Source organism: Leclercia sp. LSNIH8 (assembly GCF_002920195.1).
Taxonomy (GTDB): domain Bacteria; phylum Pseudomonadota; class Gammaproteobacteria; order Enterobacterales; family Enterobacteriaceae; genus Enterobacter.
In genome coordinates this window covers 55,896-72,270 of record NZ_PQJY01000007.1, presented here as the reverse complement: position 1 = coordinate 72,270, position 16,375 = coordinate 55,896, and the positions used below count along the sequence as shown (strand labels likewise).

15 protein-coding genes are annotated in these 16,375 nt (G+C 54.5%); 5 read left to right on the top strand and 10 right to left on the bottom strand.

The window, feature by feature from the left end; translation table 11 throughout:
* Position 1 precedes the first annotated feature (1 nt).
* The 4 genes from C3406_RS18755 to C3406_RS18740 form a co-directional block, all read right to left on the bottom strand.
* Positions 2-1,105, bottom strand: coding sequence for an anaerobic sulfatase maturase (locus C3406_RS18755; protein ID WP_158250571.1), 1,104 nt, complete (start codon positions 1,103-1,105; stop codon positions 2-4).
* Complete coding sequence (locus C3406_RS18750; RefSeq protein ID WP_103824259.1) at positions 1,102-1,464, bottom strand: DUF202 domain-containing protein; 363 nt, start codon at positions 1,462-1,464, stop codon at positions 1,102-1,104. The genes C3406_RS18755 and C3406_RS18750 overlap by 4 nt, the downstream gene beginning before the upstream one ends.
* The gene (locus C3406_RS18745) at positions 1,454-1,801 is read right to left on the bottom strand and encodes a YidH family protein (RefSeq protein ID WP_103177645.1); all 348 of its coding nucleotides are present in this window, start codon (positions 1,799-1,801) and stop codon (positions 1,454-1,456) included. Before C3406_RS18745 ends, C3406_RS18750 begins: the two co-directional genes overlap by 11 nt.
* A 181-nt stretch (positions 1,802-1,982) precedes the next feature.
* Entirely contained in the window at positions 1,983-3,398 is a 1,416-nt protein-coding gene (locus tag C3406_RS18740; protein ID WP_103824258.1) for an aryl-sulfate sulfotransferase, read from the bottom strand.
* A 477-nt stretch (positions 3,399-3,875) separates the two neighbouring features.
* Here C3406_RS18740 and C3406_RS18735 point away from each other — a divergent pair, with 477 nt between their 5' ends.
* From C3406_RS18735 to C3406_RS18725, 3 genes are read left to right on the top strand one after another with little or no spacing between them, the layout of a single operon-like run.
* Entirely contained in the window at positions 3,876-5,201 is a 1,326-nt protein-coding gene (locus C3406_RS18735; protein WP_103824376.1) for a PTS sugar transporter subunit IIC, read from the top strand.
* A 28-nt stretch (positions 5,202-5,229) separates the two neighbouring features.
* Positions 5,230-5,553 (top strand): PTS sugar transporter subunit IIB, encoded by a 324-nt coding sequence (locus C3406_RS18730; RefSeq protein WP_103824257.1) that lies wholly within the window; start codon positions 5,230-5,232, stop codon positions 5,551-5,553.
* Positions 5,554-5,562: 9 nt separating this feature from the next.
* Positions 5,563-7,047, top strand: a complete 1,485-nt coding sequence (locus C3406_RS18725) for a sulfatase (RefSeq protein WP_103824256.1) — start codon at positions 5,563-5,565, stop codon at positions 7,045-7,047.
* Here C3406_RS18725 and C3406_RS18720 read toward each other — a convergent pair.
* The 3 genes from C3406_RS18720 to ibpA all read right to left on the bottom strand — a co-directional run bounded on the left by C3406_RS18720 (position 7,044) and on the right by ibpA (position 9,871).
* On the bottom strand, positions 7,044-8,705 hold the full coding sequence (locus C3406_RS18720; RefSeq protein WP_103824255.1) for a putative transporter: 1,662 nt from the start codon (positions 8,703-8,705) through the stop codon (positions 7,044-7,046). The genes C3406_RS18725 and C3406_RS18720 overlap by 4 nt on opposite strands.
* A 189-nt stretch (positions 8,706-8,894) precedes the next feature.
* Positions 8,895-9,323 carry a small heat shock chaperone IbpB gene (gene ibpB, locus C3406_RS18715; protein WP_103824254.1) on the bottom strand — a complete coding sequence of 143 codons (429 nt, stop codon included), beginning with the start codon at positions 9,321-9,323 and terminating at the stop codon, positions 8,895-8,897.
* A 137-nt stretch (positions 9,324-9,460) separates the two neighbouring features.
* Positions 9,461-9,871 carry a small heat shock chaperone IbpA gene (ibpA, locus tag C3406_RS18710; RefSeq protein WP_103826497.1) on the bottom strand — a complete coding sequence of 137 codons (411 nt, stop codon included), beginning with the start codon at positions 9,869-9,871 and terminating at the stop codon, positions 9,461-9,463.
* A gap of 310 nt (positions 9,872-10,181) precedes the next feature.
* Between ibpA and C3406_RS18705 the strand changes: the two genes are divergently transcribed.
* A complete protein-coding gene (locus C3406_RS18705; protein ID WP_103824253.1) occupies positions 10,182-10,514 on the top strand; it encodes a YceK/YidQ family lipoprotein in 333 nt (110 codons plus the stop codon).
* Here the strand turns inward: C3406_RS18705 and C3406_RS18700 are convergent, their stop codons facing one another.
* Positions 10,515-11,741 carry a YidR family protein gene (locus tag C3406_RS18700; protein ID WP_103824375.1) on the bottom strand — a complete coding sequence of 409 codons (1,227 nt, stop codon included), beginning with the start codon at positions 11,739-11,741 and terminating at the stop codon, positions 10,515-10,517.
* 100 nt (positions 11,742-11,841) lie between these two features.
* Between C3406_RS18700 and cbrA the strand changes: the two genes are divergently transcribed.
* Entirely contained in the window at positions 11,842-12,906 is a 1,065-nt protein-coding gene (cbrA, locus tag C3406_RS18695; RefSeq protein ID WP_103824252.1) for a colicin M resistance lipid reductase CbrA, read from the top strand.
* Between the two features lie 42 nt (positions 12,907-12,948).
* Here cbrA and yidA read toward each other — a convergent pair whose 3' ends face one another.
* Positions 12,949-13,761: a sugar-phosphatase gene (yidA, locus tag C3406_RS18690; RefSeq protein WP_103824251.1), complete on the bottom strand. Its 813-nt coding sequence runs from the start codon at positions 13,759-13,761 to the stop codon at positions 12,949-12,951.
* Positions 13,762-13,953: 192 nt separating this feature from the next.
* The gene (gene gyrB / locus C3406_RS18685) at positions 13,954-16,365 is read right to left on the bottom strand and encodes a DNA topoisomerase (ATP-hydrolyzing) subunit B (protein ID WP_103824250.1); all 2,412 of its coding nucleotides are present in this window, start codon (positions 16,363-16,365) and stop codon (positions 13,954-13,956) included.
* Positions 16,366-16,375: the final 10 nt, after the last annotated feature.

Sequence of the window (16,375 nt, the reverse complement as noted above, 5' to 3'; positions counted from 1 at the left end):
TTTACTGGCTCTGGCGTAACAGGGTCATTAACTCAATGGGCGAACGGTGATGGCGGATAAGATCGCGCATCACCCGCATATGCGGGGCGCAATGGCGGAAGAACGCCAGGTACCCCGCACACAGCGCGCTTTTGCCCTCCACCCGGTGTTTTGGGCAGTCGCCATTGCACAGGTGAAGCGCCGGGCAGGCCTGGCACTCACCGGATAAAGTGGTTTTTTTACGCAGGCCAAAAGCGATGGCTGCCTCACTGTTATTAAGCTCTGCCAGTGGCGTCTGATGGATGTTACCCAGCCGGTACTCGGGGTAGACATAGTGATCGCATTGATAGAGATCGCCCTGCGCCTCCAGCGCGAAGGCGTGGCCGCAGGTGACGGCGAGGGAACAGATCTGCGACGGATAGCCGCACCAGACCCCTAATGTCGAGTCGAAAAGCTGCACAAAGATGCGACCAATATCCTCCCGCACCCAGATATCAAACACCGACGACAGGAACGCTCCCCACTGCGCATCGCTGACCGATTCCGGGTTGTCGTGCTCCTGCAGGGGAAGAAACTGCAGATACGGCGTGCCCAGCGCGCGCAAATAGCGATAGATGCGCTCCGGCTGGCCGCTGTTCTGCCGGTTGATGACCGTCAGAAGATTAAACGACACCTGATGCGCTCGCAGCTTCTCTATCGCCGCCAGCACCTTATGATGAGTAGGGTTGCCGCTGCGGCTGACGCGGTAAGCATCATGCAGCGCCGCAGGCCCATCGAGAGAGATACCCACCAGCCAGCCCTGTTCGCGAAAAAAGATACACCAGGCGTCATTGAGCAGGATGCCGTTGGTCTGAAAAGCGTTGTGGATACGTTTTCCTGCGCCATGCCGCTGTTGCAGTTCCACGACGCGACGAAAGAAATCCAGCCCGCACAGGGTCGGTTCCCCGCCCTGCCAGGCGAACTGCACCTCTGGCCCGGGCTGGGCGGCGATATGCTGTTGAATAAAGGTTTCCAGGGTGGCGTCATCCATGATCGCCTGTTGAGGCTTATCGATATAAAAACAGTAGCGGCAATTCAGGTTGCATCGTGAGCTGGCTGGCTTGGCCATAACCTGACATCCTGTCATGTAATACCCCTGATGAAAGTAATGAGATGGTGGACATGACTAGCAGCAAACAGTAATGCGAGGGATAACACTGCGAGGGCGATCAAAAATTTAATATGCACCGGTCGGGATGATGAAAAATCATACAGAGAAACATCCATTTGCGCCCGGCTGCGGGTGTAATACCAGAGGATCAGCGCCGCGATTGCCAGTACGCCCAGCGCCACCCAAAACAGCGGCCCTGCCTGCTGCCAGTTGTGTTTAACCGCCAGCGCCATCAATGCCCCGTAGCCCAGCAGGGTGCGCAGCCAGGCGAGCGAGGTCCGCTCCGGCTGCAGTCCCGGATCGGCCAGGCGGCGGGCTTTGCGGTTATCCGCCATAGAGCACCAGTCCCATGACAATCACCGCCACCACCATCAGGATCAGGCTGATAATCAGCAGGCTGTGGGTATAGGGCAGGTCTTCTTTCAGGCGCATCGCCTTTTCATTACGCAGCCAGCGCAGGTAACCGTAGATCGCCAGCCCGCCGGAAAAGAGGCACAGCAGCAGCGCCAGCAGCTGGCGGATCACCGGCGTGGCAAAGTCGGGGGCCAGCTGGTCAAGGCCGACACCGGCTGCCAGAAAGCCCAGTGCGGTGCGGATCCAGGCCAGAAAGGTGCGCTCGTTTGCCAGCGAGAAGCGATAATCCGGCGCTTCGCCGAGGCGGGAAATTTTCATAACTACTCCTGTCTGGCTGCTCATCGAATAAAACTCAGGCAATAGTAACGTATACAGAGAAGTCATTCCCACCCGCAGGATCCGGTGGTAACAGCCGTATAACCACAGCCAGGGGAACGGGTTACAGGTGGTGTAAAAGCGGCAAGTAACACGAAGCCTTATCTTGCCGCTGAGGTTAATTTTAGATTAATGAACGCAGCTCATCGTAAGTAAATATTCTGCCGCGATAGCCTAAGCCGGTATCAATATTATAAACCGACACACCAATATTATTATCGGTATCAAAAACGAAGAAAGATTGTTCGGCACCAAAATAAACATTGTAATATTCGTTCCCGACATCAAATACCGATGACGTGAGTTCGCTGCGCTGGCCTGGGAAATGAAACTGATCCAGGCGCTGAACCGTCGAGGCGGTTAAATCAATGGCAAGAATGGTAGGTAAGGAATCCAGTGCGGCAGCGGTATAAGTAACCGGGTCCGATTCAATTGTCCGGACCAGTTCATTGCCCTGTTCATCTGCGCAGGAATTGTTATTGAACAGGGAAACAACAAATTTATTTTCACCCCGCCACGCCTGGTACCGGCTGTTGTGTGTGACAAAGACGGCATGCTCGCCGTTGGGATAGCTGAAGTTATCCGCGTCCATCACCTGCAAATTCAGGGCGCTATTCAGCACGGGAAAAGCTGGGTTATCAATAATCCATTCCGGATCCCCAGAGGCACTATTAAGGCCCAGCACAGTACAGCTGGAGCGGGAATTAATCATAAGCTGCCCGGTCTCTGCGACATATTCCAGACTATTGAAATGCACATCGTTGGTGTCGGTATTATCCAGCACCGTGGCACCCATAAATTCCCGGGAATAATCACGCTGCCAGAGCAACGCCCCGCTGTTGATGTCGTATTTATAGAGGATGCACTCCAGTTTTTGCTCGTCACTCCACCCCTCCAGCAGCGAGCCTAACACCCAGAGATTGCCTTGCCCGTCAGTGGTGATGTCGTGGTGAAAACCGTAACCCGCAGGAGCAGAGTAGGTTTGCGTGACCTTACCGGCAAGGTTAAAGCGGTACAGTGTCGGCGCAAAAGCATGCTTGTCGGGCTCCCAGGTTTCACTGGCTTCGGCTGACCAGAGTGAGTTTTCAATAATTTTTAAGTTGCCGTACATCCATGGGAACAGGCCGGTAATACGCAAATCGCCATTGATGTCATAGCCATTCCACGCACTGGTGACAAACCAACCCTGCCCTAAGGTATTCTCTGCCATCGTGCCGTCAGCAATATTGATTGCCAGCGACAGGGGCGCTTCGCCATAGTCCTGTCCCTCTGTTGATATCGATATAAGGAGAGTTTCTGTGGCATTGTCAGCGGTGTAAAGATTCAACGTAACGGTATTTAAATAATTGGCATACAACCCCACCACGACAATCTCTGGATTAACGCTGTATTGATCGGTGCCGTAATGAAAACTGGTGTTCGCCGTTTTGCCCTTGACGGTGTAGTCAAAGCGTACCGCCTCGGTACTATCAATAGAAATTAATGCACACAGTTTGTTTTTATCGTAGGGATTCAGCTTAACAGTATAAGTTGCGTTCATTTTTTCATTCCTTTGTTTAATAATGATTGGAAAATTACTCAGCCGTGCGAAAACTAACTTATACTTCGTTTTAATATAATTTTGTGGCTGATCCCGCAAAATAAAACCATCGCCGTTATTTTATTAAATATATTTTCAAAATAGTTCCCATCTCAATAATTAAGATTAAAACATTGACCATTTATATATTGAATCATCCAATAATCGTATCCACGATCATTCACAAAGCGATTTTATATATAAAAGCCTTATCAAATAAGCATTTGAATAATCGAAAGTAATACATCAGTAATTTTGCAAATAGAATCACAAAAAATCAAAATTAATCTTCTAATGACTAAATATGATTATTACAGTGCATTTGCTGCCAAACATGTTTGCCTTAATCACTACTAGTCGTTCCGTTATTAAATAAGAAGCAACAAAAATGTGGATTTTATTAATCTGGAAGCGAATATCACGGAGGTTGACTGCATTATGTTTTCAGACTTCATTTCAATAATACAATCTTTTTTAACCGAACCCGCTATTTTAATCGGGTTGCTGGTGGGACTGGGTTATGCCCTCGATAAGAAACCGCCGATCAAAATTATTACCGGTATGGTTAGCGCCATGGTGGGATTAATGATGGTGCTCTTTGGCGGATTTCAGTTCTCAGCCACATTTAAACCCGTTGCCGATGCGGTCAGTAAATCTTATGGCATTCATGGTTATTTAATGGATTCCTATGCCATGAAAGCAGCAACCCAGATTGCACTTGGCGATAATTTCGGTTTTGTAGGGTATGTGTTTGTGCTGGCCTTTTTTACCAACCTGGTGCTGGTCTTACTTGGCCGCTACACAAAGGTGAAAGGCATTTTTCTTACCGGCAATACCGGGGTGTCTCACTCTCAGGCAGTGCTGTGGTTGATCGTCTTCTGGCTGGGCTTTGGCTGGGTACCGTCGATTATTATCGCCGGGATTTTAACCGGTGTATTCTGGGCGTTTGCCACCACCCTGATAGCCAAACCGGTGGCGAAAATCACCAATAATGCCGGCTTTACCATCGCCCATAACCAGATGCTGGGGATCTGGTTTTTCTCGAAATTCGCCCACCTGTTTGGCGATGCTGAGAAGCAGGATGCCGAAAATATGAAGCTACCCGGCTGGCTGGCGATTTTTAACCATAACGTCACCTCCATCGCTATTGTCATGACCGTGTTCGTCGGCGGGTTCCTGTTGACCACCGGCATTGATAACGTTCAGGTCATGGCAAAAGGTAAGCCCTGGTATATCTATATTATTAATCTCGGCCTGCAGTTCTCTATGTATATGGTGATCCTGCTCCAGGGTGTTCGTATGATGGTCGGGGAAATTAACGCCTCGTTTAAAGGCTGGCAGGATCGTTTAATTCCCGACGCGATTCCCGCTGTCGATGTTGCAGCATTACTTCCCTTTTCCCCAAATGCCGCCACCCTTGGTTTTATTTTCTGTACCTTCGGCACGATTTTCTCGATGGGGATCCTGCTGCTGACCCATAGCCCGATTATGGTATTGCCTGGTTTTGTTCCGCTATTTTTCGCAGGCGGCCCGATCGGCGTATTAGCCAACCGGCTGGGCGGTTATCGCGCCGTTATTATTTGTACTTTCCTGCTGGGGATTATTCAAACCTTCGGCACCGTATGGGCCATTCCCTTAACCGGCCTCGCCGCCGAAGGGGTGGGCTGGACCGGTATTTTCGACTGGGCGACCTTATGGCCAGCGATTTGCGAAGTGCTTAAGTTTATTGCCTCAACGTTCCACCTCGGGCCTTATGCGGGCTAACTCATCTCATTGTGAAAAGGATATCGTTATGAAAGACAAAATTAATATTCTGTTTGTTTGCGGCTACGGTGTCGGCAGCAGCGTGATGTTGCAGACGGTGGTGAAAAAAGCGTTAGCCAAATATGACATTAATTTCGCCATGGAGCACACTGCCGCCGGCGAAGTCGGCGGATTTACCGAATGGGCCGATATCTATGCTATTTCGAAAAAGCTGATTGATGTGGTGAGCCTCGATCCGCGGCACGGGCAGTATCTGATCCCCATCGAAAATATTATGGACGGAGAGACCATCGGGAAGCAGATCTACGCCGTGGTTGAAGAGCATTTCCCGCATCTGGTAAAGGCCCGTTAAGGAGCGACGATGAAAGCGATCATTCTGCTCTTCGACAGTCTGAATAAGCACTATCTGCCGCCGTACGGGGATATGATCACCCAGGCGCCAAATTTCCAGCGTCTGGCGGCCCGCTGCGCCACATTCAACAACAGCTATGTCGGCAGTATGCCCTGCATGCCTGCCCGCCGGGAGCTGCACACCGGCCGGTATAACTTTCTGCACCGGGAATGGGGGCCGCTGGAGCCGTTCGACGACTCCATGCCGGAGCTACTGAAAAAAGCGGGCATCTATACCCACCTAATCAGCGACCATCTGCATTACTGGGAGGATGGCGGCGGTAATTATCATAACCGCTACAGCTCATGGGAAATTATCCGTGGACAGGAGGGGGATCACTGGAAGGCCAGCGTCGCCGACCCGGCCATCCCGCAGGTGCTGCGCGTGCCCCAGAAGCAAACAGGGGGCGGAGTCTCCGGGCTCTGGCGACACGACTGGGTCAACCGCGACTACATTCAGCAGGAGGCGGACTTCCCGCAAACCCAGGTCTTTAACGCCGGGTGCGAGTTTATCGACAAGAACCATCAGCAGGATAGCTGGCTGTTGCAGGTGGAAACCTTCGACCCCCACGAGCCGTTTTATACCACCGAGGCGTATCTCTCGTTGTACCAGGATCCCTGGGACGGCCCGCACTACGACTGGCCCCGCGGCAAAGTGGAAGAGAGCCCCGAGGCGGTAGAGCATATTCGCTGCCGCTATCGCGCCCTGGTCTCCATGTGCGATCGCAACCTGGGTCGCATTCTGGACCTGATGGACCGCCACGATCTGTGGCGCGATACGATGCTCATCGTCGGCACCGATCACGGTTTTCTGCTCGGGGAGCATGGCTGGTGGGCGAAAAACCAGATGCCCTATTACAACGAAGTGGCGAATAACCCGCTGTTTATCTGGGATCCGCGCAGCGGCCATCAGGGGGTGCAGCGAGATGCGCTGGTGCAGATGATTGACTGGGCGCCGACGCTACTGGAGTTCTTCAACCAGCCCATCCCGCCTGACGTTCAGGGCCGTCCGTTAGCCCGCATTCTTGAAGATGATACCCCGGTGCGTGACGCGGCGCTGTTTGGGGTCTTCAGCGGCCATGTTAACGTCACGGACGGGCGCTATGTCTATATGCGCGCCGCACTGCCCGGGCGTGAGAATGACATCGCTAACTACACCCTGATGCCCATCAAGATGAATACCCGCTTTACTCCGGAGGAGCTGGAGGCGATCGCGCTGGCGCCCCCCTTCCGCTTTACCAAAGGGGTTAAAACGCTGCGTATTCCGGCTCAGGAAAAATACCCTGGGGTGAATCGCGTCGGTCATCTGCTGTTCGATTTACACACCGACCCGCACCAGCAGTGCCCGATTGAAGATAAAGCTATCGAAGCGCGGATGATTGCCCTGCTGGTGCGTCTCCTGCATGAGAGCGACGCCCCGGCAGAGCAGTTCGCCAGGTTAGGGTTAGAGGTTTAACCTATCCCCCAGAACAGCACCGCCAGCAGCTGCGGTGTGATAATGCGCATAAACATCACCAGCGGATAGACCGTGGCGTAGGAGAGCGCCGCCGCCCCGCTGGTGGGATGCAGGTTGTTGGCGAAGGCCAGCGCCGGGGGATCGGTCATCGAACCGGCCAACATGCCGCAGAGGGTCAGGTAGTTCATCTTCGCCAGAAGCCGCGCCAGAATGCCCATAGTGATCAGCGGGACGGCAGTAATCAGAATGCCGTAACCAATCCAGCTCACGCCGTCGCCGCGGGCGAGCGTCTCGATAAAATCGCCGCCGGATTTCAGCCCCACCACCGCCAGAAACAGCACGATCCCCAGCTCGCGCAGGGCAAGGTTAGCGCTCGGGGGCATAAACCAGTAGAGCTTACCGACACAGCCGATACGACCAAGGATCAGCGCCATAATCAACGGCCCGCCTGCCAGCCCCAGCTTGAGCGCCACCGGGAACCCCGGCACATACAGCGGAATAGAGCCGAGCAGCACGCCGAGCCCGATACCGATAAACACCGGCAGCATCTGCACCTGCTGAAGTTTTTGTTGTGCGTTGCCCACCATATTGGCGACGGCGTCGATGGAGGCCGGGCGCCCGACGAGGTTGAGGATGTCGCCAAACTGCAGGCTGGCGTCCGGGCTGGCCACCAGCTCGATCCCGGCGCGGTTCAGGCGGGAGATCACCACGTCGTAGCGCTCTTTTACCTGCAGTTCGCGGATTTTCTTGCCTAATACCTTCTCGTTGGTTACCACCACGCGCTCGACGCGCATATCGGTGCCGCGGGTAGAAAGGGAGGTATCCACCTCCTGACCAATCACCAGTTGGGCGTTATGCAGGTCCGCCGGTTGCCCCACCAGATGCAACAGGTCGCCTATCTGGATCACCGTGCCGGGCAGCGGCACCATCAGGGTCTGCTCGCGCTTCAGACGGGAACAGATAATATTGGCGCTGTTAAGGATCGGCACGTCCTGAATCGGCAGATTGTTCAGATTGGGGTTGTCGACGCGGATGTTGATGGTTTTAATCAGCGCCTGTCCCTGCGTAAGGGTGGATTCATGCTCCCGGGCTTCTTGTTCAACGTTGACGCGAAACAGAATGCGCATCAGCCACATGGTAAGCAGGATGCCGCAGATGCCGAACGGGTAGGCCATGGCGTAGCTCATCCCCATCTGATCGACGATGTCGGGCGCGATGCCCAGATCGCGCAGGATTTGCTGCCCGGCACCCAGCGCGGGAGTATTGGTTACCGCACCGGAGAAAATGCCCAGCACCACCGGCAGCGGAATGGCGAAGAGTTTATGCAGCAGAGCGGTGACCAGCCCACCCATCACCACAATCCCCATCGCAAAAAGATTAAGGCGCAGGCCAGAGACGCGCAGCGAGGCGAAAAAACCGGGCCCGACCTGGATGCCGATAGTGTAAACGAAGAGGATCAGGCCAAATTCCTGAATGAAGTGCAGCATTTCCGCGCTGAGCGTAATGCCCAGCTGGTCGGCAAAATGGCCGACAAAAATCCCGCCAAAGAGCACGCCGCCAATGCCAAACCCGACGCCGCGGATTTTGACATTACCTATCCATAGCCCGACCACCGCAACCAATGCCAGAATACTGACCGTTAACGCTATATCACTCATGACGGCATCCCTGTGAATAACATTATTATTAACAGGGATTTTCGCAGAGCGCGGGCGGGTTGTATGGGCGATGGCGCACAAAAAAGCCCCGCCGGGGCGGGGCTTTGATTTTGCCCGGCGGCGCTTCGCTTGCGCGGGCCTGCGGGTCTTGTAGGTCGGGTAAGCGTAGCGCCACCCGACACAGCTGGATTAACTGTTCAACGCCGGACGCTCGCTGATGGCGATCCGCTGCGGGGCAATTGCCTCCGGCACGTTGCGGGTGATGTCGATATGCAGCAGCCCGTTGGTGAAGGTGGCGCCTGTCACCTCCATATGTTCAGCCAGGGTAAAGCTCAGGCTGAACGGCTGGGTCACCAGCCCCTGGTGCAGCCATTTGGTTTCAGCTGCCGGTTTTTCCGGGGTGCCTTTTACCGTCAGGCGCGTGCCTTCCAGCTGAATATCGAGGTTCTGCTGGCTGAAGCCGGCCACCGCGAGCGTAATGCGATAGTGGTTATCGTCGCTCTTTTCAATGTTATACGGCGGGAAGGTCTGGCTTTCGGTGGTGCTTTGCAGCGCGGAGGCCAGTTTGTCAAAACCGATCCACTGACGCAGCAGCGGGGATAAATCGTAATTACGCATAGTAAATCTCCTTCTGAGAAGCGAGTTCGGCACAGGTGAATTTTGTGCGCAGTTATTCCTGTAAATCCTTATGGATTCACATATGCTCCCGATATCGGCAAGCATTCATATTTGGGCCGCGCAAGCGACCCGGATAATTAATTAATTTCGATACGGCGCGGTTTTTTCGCTTCCGGAATAACACGTTCCAGATCGATATAGAGCAGGCCGTTAACCAGGTTCGCGCCGTGAACGTGGATGTTCTCAGCTAAATGGAACTTACGTTCAAAGTTACGTTCCGCGATGCCCTGATAGAGATAGGTACGTTCTTTCTGCTCGCCTGCATGAGCGCCTTTCACCACCAGCAGGTTATCCTGAGCGGTGATCTCCAGTTCGCTTTCAGCGAAACCGGCCACGGCAATCGCAATGCGATAGTGGTTTTCGTCAACCAGTTCAACATTGTATGGAGGGTAGCCATTGCTCTGGCTTTGGTTGTTTTCTAAATGGCTGAACAGACGATCGAAGCCAATGGCTGAACGATAAAGCGGAGAAAGATCAAAGTTACGCATACAGTTAAAACTCCTGAAATCAGCAAGAATTGTCGCCTTCCACCGTGGACAGGCTGGGGTATCCCAAACGCCCCTCAGGCACGTTTGTTCATCGATACAACCTTAAAATGGGTCCGTTTGCGATCTTTTCAAGAGCAGCGCAGCGAGAATTTTTGCACTTTGCGGGTACTGGCATAGACTGGGACTACAGCACGTAAGGTTAAAATGCGATAGGTGCCACAGAGCGGTACTTTTCAACTATTCATTTTAAGAATGGCCCGTTATAAACCCGGTTACGGGTCTGCACCGTGCCATTGATGATGACTGACTGATAATGAAAAATGTTCTGATAAAGCTGACGATATTCAGCGCAGTGGTTGTGCTTTGCGGGTGTTCGAGCGTGATGTCTCACACCGGCGGTAAAGAAGGAACCTATCCCGGAACACGCGCCAGCGCGAATATGCTGGCGGATGACGACACTAACTGGGGCACCAAATCCCTGGTGGTGCTGGATATGCCGTTTACTGCTGTTGTTGATACGCTGCTGCTGCCGTGGGATCTCTTCCGCACCGATAAATCCGTACGCTCCCGCGTGGAGCAAAGCGAGGAGAAGACGCTGGTAACTAACGCCGTCATCCCGCCCGCTCAGATGCCCTCTCGCTGATCAGCGCCCGGTTTCTGCTACCCAGATCTGACGGAAGCCACCGACCTCCTCCATCCAGGCAATGGTGTGCCCATCCGGAGAGTAAATCACCGCATCGCCCGACGGCGGATTGCCGTGATCGGACGTCAAAAACGTCACAGCACCAGACACCGCATCACAGGTCGCAATGCGATCCTCCAGCACAAATCCCAGTGAATGGCCCGCCGGATGCCAGTTAAAGGCCGACTGAATATCGCTTTGATTATGGGTGAGCTGACGGGGTTCTCCCCCTTCCGGGGCGATCAGCCATAGCTGCACCACACCGTTATCATCCCGCATCAGGAATGCGATTTGTGTCGCCTGGGGGTTGCTGCGCACCCAGTGGCGCGGCACGTTCACCAGCCCCGGATAGCGGTTGCCGTGAGTAAAGGTTAAGCGGCGCTGCATGACCCCGGCAGGCGGGGCGGGCATGCGCTCTGCCGTGCCCTGAAGCGGTAGATCGCCCGCCTGCTTCCAGCCCTGTTCGTCTTTTGGCAGGTCAACGATAAACAGCTCCGGCACCTTCTCGCCGCTGGCGGAAAGGGTATCGCCGATAAAAGCCAGTTGGTGATTACCGACCCAGCCCTCTTCATAGGCGCGGTTGATCTCATCGCTGCCCGGCTGCGGCGTGGGAGTGGTACGGCTGACCAGCACGCTCCAGTGCGTACCGGCATACTCCCGCGGATGGTGACCCGCAGGCTTCACCGGGCCATAAGGCGCGGCCACGCCCACGTTGCGTAAATCCAGCGCCGGATCGAGCGTGTGCAACACATGGTCGTTATAGGTAAAGCTGACGAACTGCCCGTCCGGACTATACACATGAACATGACTGCCGCCGCGCAGCGCGCCGGGGGTGAAAGGCGGGGTGATATCCATCGCATCAAGATTGCTCACCTGCCCGCGCTCTGCAACCACCCCCTGACGGTGATGGAAGTCGTACTGCCAGTGAGCATCGGGATGTTGCGGGCCGTGGATAAAGATGTATTTATCAGCCGTCGGATGGACGGTGACAACACCCACATGCGCGCCGTTACTGGCGCGATAGATCACTTCGACGTCGCCGGTTTTAACATTCACTCTTTCAATGGTTTCGCCGGTAAACGACGCCCCGGAAGGCCGGACGTCAAAGACCAGCCACTGGCTGTCTGCGGTCCAGGTACGGGTGTTGGTGAGCTGATGGTTGCGGGGAGCGAAAGTGATTTGTTTCATGAGGATACCCTGATGCGCGACAAATTTATTAATCATACTTCACAAGGACTTCACTTTCAGGGTTTAGCGTAACGCCACCCTAAACGATGCGAACAACACAATGGAACACTTTGACGTAGCAATTATTGGTCTTGGGCCAGCAGGCTCAACTCTGGCGCGCAAGCTAAGCGGCAGCATGCGCGTGATTGCGCTGGATAAAAAGCGTCAGCATGGAAGTGAAGGGTTCACCAAACCCTGTGGTGGTCTGCTGGCTCCTGATGCCCAGAGATCGTTTATCCGTGACGGGATTACGCTCCCGATTGACGTTATCGCCAACCCACAAATTTTTAGCGTTAAAACTGTCGATGTGGCTGCGTCACTCACACGCAACTACCAGCGCAGCTATATCAACATCAACCGGCATGCTTTTGATTTATGGCTCAAATCACTTATACCCGGTGACGTGCAGGTTTATCACGATAGTTTATGTCGGGAGATCTGGCGCGAGGACGATCAATGGCATGTGATATTTCGTGCTAACGGTGCGGAACATCAGATCACCGCACGTTATCTGGTTGGTGCGGATGGCGCGAATTCGATGGTGCGTCGTCAACTCTACCCGCAACATCAAATCCGTAAATATATTGCCATTCAGCAATGGTTTGTGGAAAACCATCCAGTGCCGTTCTACTCGTGTATTTTTGATAACGACGTGACGGACTGTTACTCCTGGAGCATCAGCAAAGACGGTTTTTTTATCTTCGGCGGTGCATACCCAATGAAGGATGGAAAACAACGTTTCGATACGCTTACCCGCAAAATGGCAGATTTTTATTACACATTTGGCGAGCCGATTAAAACAGAAAAATGCACGGTCCTGTTTCCGTCACACTGGCAGGACTTTGTCGGTGGTAAGGAGAATGCATTTTTGATCGGAGAAGCGGCAGGATTTATCAGCGCAAGCTCGCTGGAAGGCATCAGCTATGCGCTGGATAGCGCAGAGCTTCTCGCCTCAGTGCTGCTTAAATCTTTTGAAGAGAAGCATCACGCTTACTGGCGCGCTACGCGAATGTTGCGCATAAAACTGTTTGGCAAGATCCTAAAAAGCCGTCTTCTTACCGCCCGCACAACGCGGAAATGGATTATGAAGAGCGGGCTGGCACATATTACTCAGACGGAAAGATGAGAGCAGGCGGCAAGTACGACATGCGTACTTGCCTGACAGGCTTTAATTCAGCACAAACTTCTCAATCGCGTAGGCCACGCCGTCTTCGAGGTTAGATTTAGTGACGAAGTTAGCCACCTCTTTCACCGACGGGATCGCGTTCTCCATCGCCACGCCTAAGCCAGCATATTCCAGCATCGCAATGTCGTTTTCCTGATCGCCGAGCGTCATGATCTCTTCCGGCTTGATCCCCAGCGTTTCGGCCAACGATTTCACGCCGGTGCCTTTATTGACGCGTTTATCGAGGATTTCGAGGAAGTACGGCGCACTTTTCAGCACGGTGTACTTCTCTTTTACCTCATCCGGAATGCGGGCGATGGCCTGGTCGAGAATGGCGGGTTCATCGATCATCATAACCTTCAGGAACTGGGTTTCGGGATCCATTTTTTCCGCTTCGCAGAACACCAGGGGGATGGTGGCGACGTAGGATTCATGCACGGTGTAGTAGCTGATATCGCGGTTCGCGGTGTACAGCGTGGTGCGGTCGAGGGCGTGGAAGTGCGAGCCTACCTCGCGGGAGAGTTGTTCCAGATAGCGATAATCGTCATAGCTCAGCGCCGTCTGCGCCACCGTGCTGCCATCGGCCGCTTTCTGCACCAGCGCACCGTTGTAGGTAATGCAGTAATCCCCCGGCTCATTCATGTGCAGCTCTTTCAGGTAGTTATGTACCCCCGCATACGGGCGACCGGTGCACAGCACCACGTTCACGCCCTTCTCACGGGCTGCGGCAATCGCATTTTTAACGGCAGGAGAGATGGTGTGATCTGGCAGCAGCAGCGTGCCGTCCATATCGATTGCAATGAGTTTGATAGCCATGGGATCCCCGGTTGGAATGAGTCTGGCTTCATGCTAACGCGATTCCGCTCAAAAAACACGGTAAGAAAGGGGATGGGGTCTGGAGAGGAAATTCCTCTTTTGCATCTAAAGAAAAGCCCGGTGGCGCTGACGCGTACCGGGCCTACGAAACCTGTAGCCCCGGTAAGCGCAGCGCCACCGGGAACAAACGGCTTAGATGTCGATATTCGCCGCTTTCAAGGCGTTCTCTTCGATGAAGGCGCGACGGGGTTCAACCGCATCGCCCATCAGGGTAGTGAACAGCTGGTCGGCAGCAATCGCGTCCTTAACGGTAACGCGCAGCATGCGGCGGCTTTCCGGATCCATGGTCGTTTCCCACAGCTGATCCGGGTTCATTTCGCCCAGACCTTTATAGCGCTGAATGGAGAGGCCACGACGGGACTCTTTCACCAGCCACTCCAGCGCCTGCTCGAAGCTGGCAACCGGCTGACGGCGTTCGCCACGCTCGATGAAGGCGTCGTCTTCGATCAGGCCACGCAGCTTCTCGCCGAGGCTGCAGATACGACGGTATTCCGCGCCGGTCACGAACTCGTGCTCCAGCGGATAGTCGGTATCGACGCCGTGGGTACGCACACGGATCACCGGCTCGAACAGCTGAGCGGCGTTCTGCTGAATATCGAACTTCCACTGGCTGCCGTGCTGCTCGTTCTCGTTCAGCTCGCTGACCAGGGTATTGACCCAGCGGGTCACCGCCTGCTCGTTATCGAGATCGGCTTCGTTCAGAGTCGGCTGGTAAACCAGCGCCTTCAGCAGCGCTTTTGGATAACGGCGCTCCATGCGGCCAATCATCTTCTGGGTGGCGTTGTACTCGGAGACCAGACGCTCCAGCGGCTCGCCCGCCAGCGCCGGGGCGCTTGAGTTGGCGTGCAGGGTGGCGCCATCAAGAGCGATAGCGATCTGGTACTGATCCATCGCCTCGTCATCTTTGATGTACTGCTCCTGCTTGCCTTTTTTCACCTTGTACAGCGGCGGCTGGGCAATGTAGACGTGGCCACGCTCAACGATCTCCGGCATCTGACGGTAGAAGAAGGTCAGCAGCAGGGTACGAATGTGCGAGCCGTCGACGTCCGCATCGGTCATGATGATGATGCTGTGATAGCGCAGCTTGTCCGGGTTGTACTCGTCGCGGCCAATGCCGCAGCCCAGGGCGGTGATCAGGGTTGCCACTTCCTGAGAGGAGAGCATCTTGTCGAAGCGCGCCTTCTCAACGTTGAGGATTTTACCCTTCAGCGGCAGGATCGCCTGGTTCTTACGGTTACGGCCCTGCTTCGCAGAACCGCCCGCTGAGTCCCCTTCCACGAGGTAGAGTTCAGACAGCGCCGGGTCGCGTTCCTGGCAGTCCGCCAGTTTGCCTGGCAGGCCTGCTAAATCCAGCGCGCCTTTACGACGGGTCATTTCACGGGCTTTACGTGCCGCTTCACGGGCACGCGCCGCATCGATAATTTTACCGACGACGATTTTAGCGTCGGACGGGTTTTCCTGCAGGTAGTCGCTCAGCAGCTCGTTCATCTGCTGTTCAACCGCCGATTTCACCTCAGAGGAGACCAGCTTGTCTTTGGTCTGGGAGGAGAACTTCGGATCCGGCACTTTTACGGAGACAACGGCGATCAGGCCTTCACGGGCATCGTCACCGGTGGCGCTGACTTTCGCTTTTTTGCTGTAGCCTTCTTTGTCCATGTAGGCGTTCAGGGTACGGGTCATCGCCGTACGGAAGCCGACCAGGTGCGTACCGCCGTCGCGCTGCGGAATGTTATTGGTGAAGCAGTAGATGTTTTCCTGGAAACCGTCGTTCCACTGCAGCGCCACTTCCACGCCGATACCATCTTTTTCGGTGGAGAAATAGAAGATATTCGGGTGAATTGGCGTTTTGTTCTTGTTCAGATACTCAACGAACGCCTTGATACCGCCTTCGTAATGGAAGTGGTCTTCTTTGCCGTCGCGCTTGTCGCGCAGGCGAATCGAGACGCCGGAGTTCAGGAATGACAGCTCGCGCAGACGCTTCGCCAGGATGTCATATTCGAACTCGGTCACGTTGGAGAAGGTTTCGAGGCTCGGCCAGAAACGGACCGTGGTACCGGTTTTCTCCGTCTCGCCCGTTACCGCCAGCGGTGCCTGCGGCACGCCGTGGGTATAGACCTGACGGTGAATTTTACCTTCGCGGTTGATCACCAGCTCCAGCTTCTGCGACAGGGCGTTAACCACAGAGACGCCCACGCCGTGCAGACCGCCGGACACTTTATAGGAGTTATCATCGAACTTACCGCCCGCGTGCAGAACGGTCATGATCACTTCCGCCGCAGAGACGCCCTCTTCCGGGTGGATGCCGGTTGGGATGCCGCGTCCGTCATCCTGTACGGAAACAGAGTTATCGGCGTGGATGGTGACAATAATGTCTTTACAGTGACCCGCGAGCGCTTCGTCGATAGCGTTATCTACCACCTCGAATACCATGTGGTGCAGACCGGTGCCGTCATCCGTGTCGCCGATATACATACCCGGGCGCTTACGCACCGCATCCAGCCCTTTCAGGACTTTGATACTGGAGGAGTCATAAGAATTCGACATCAACGTTTCT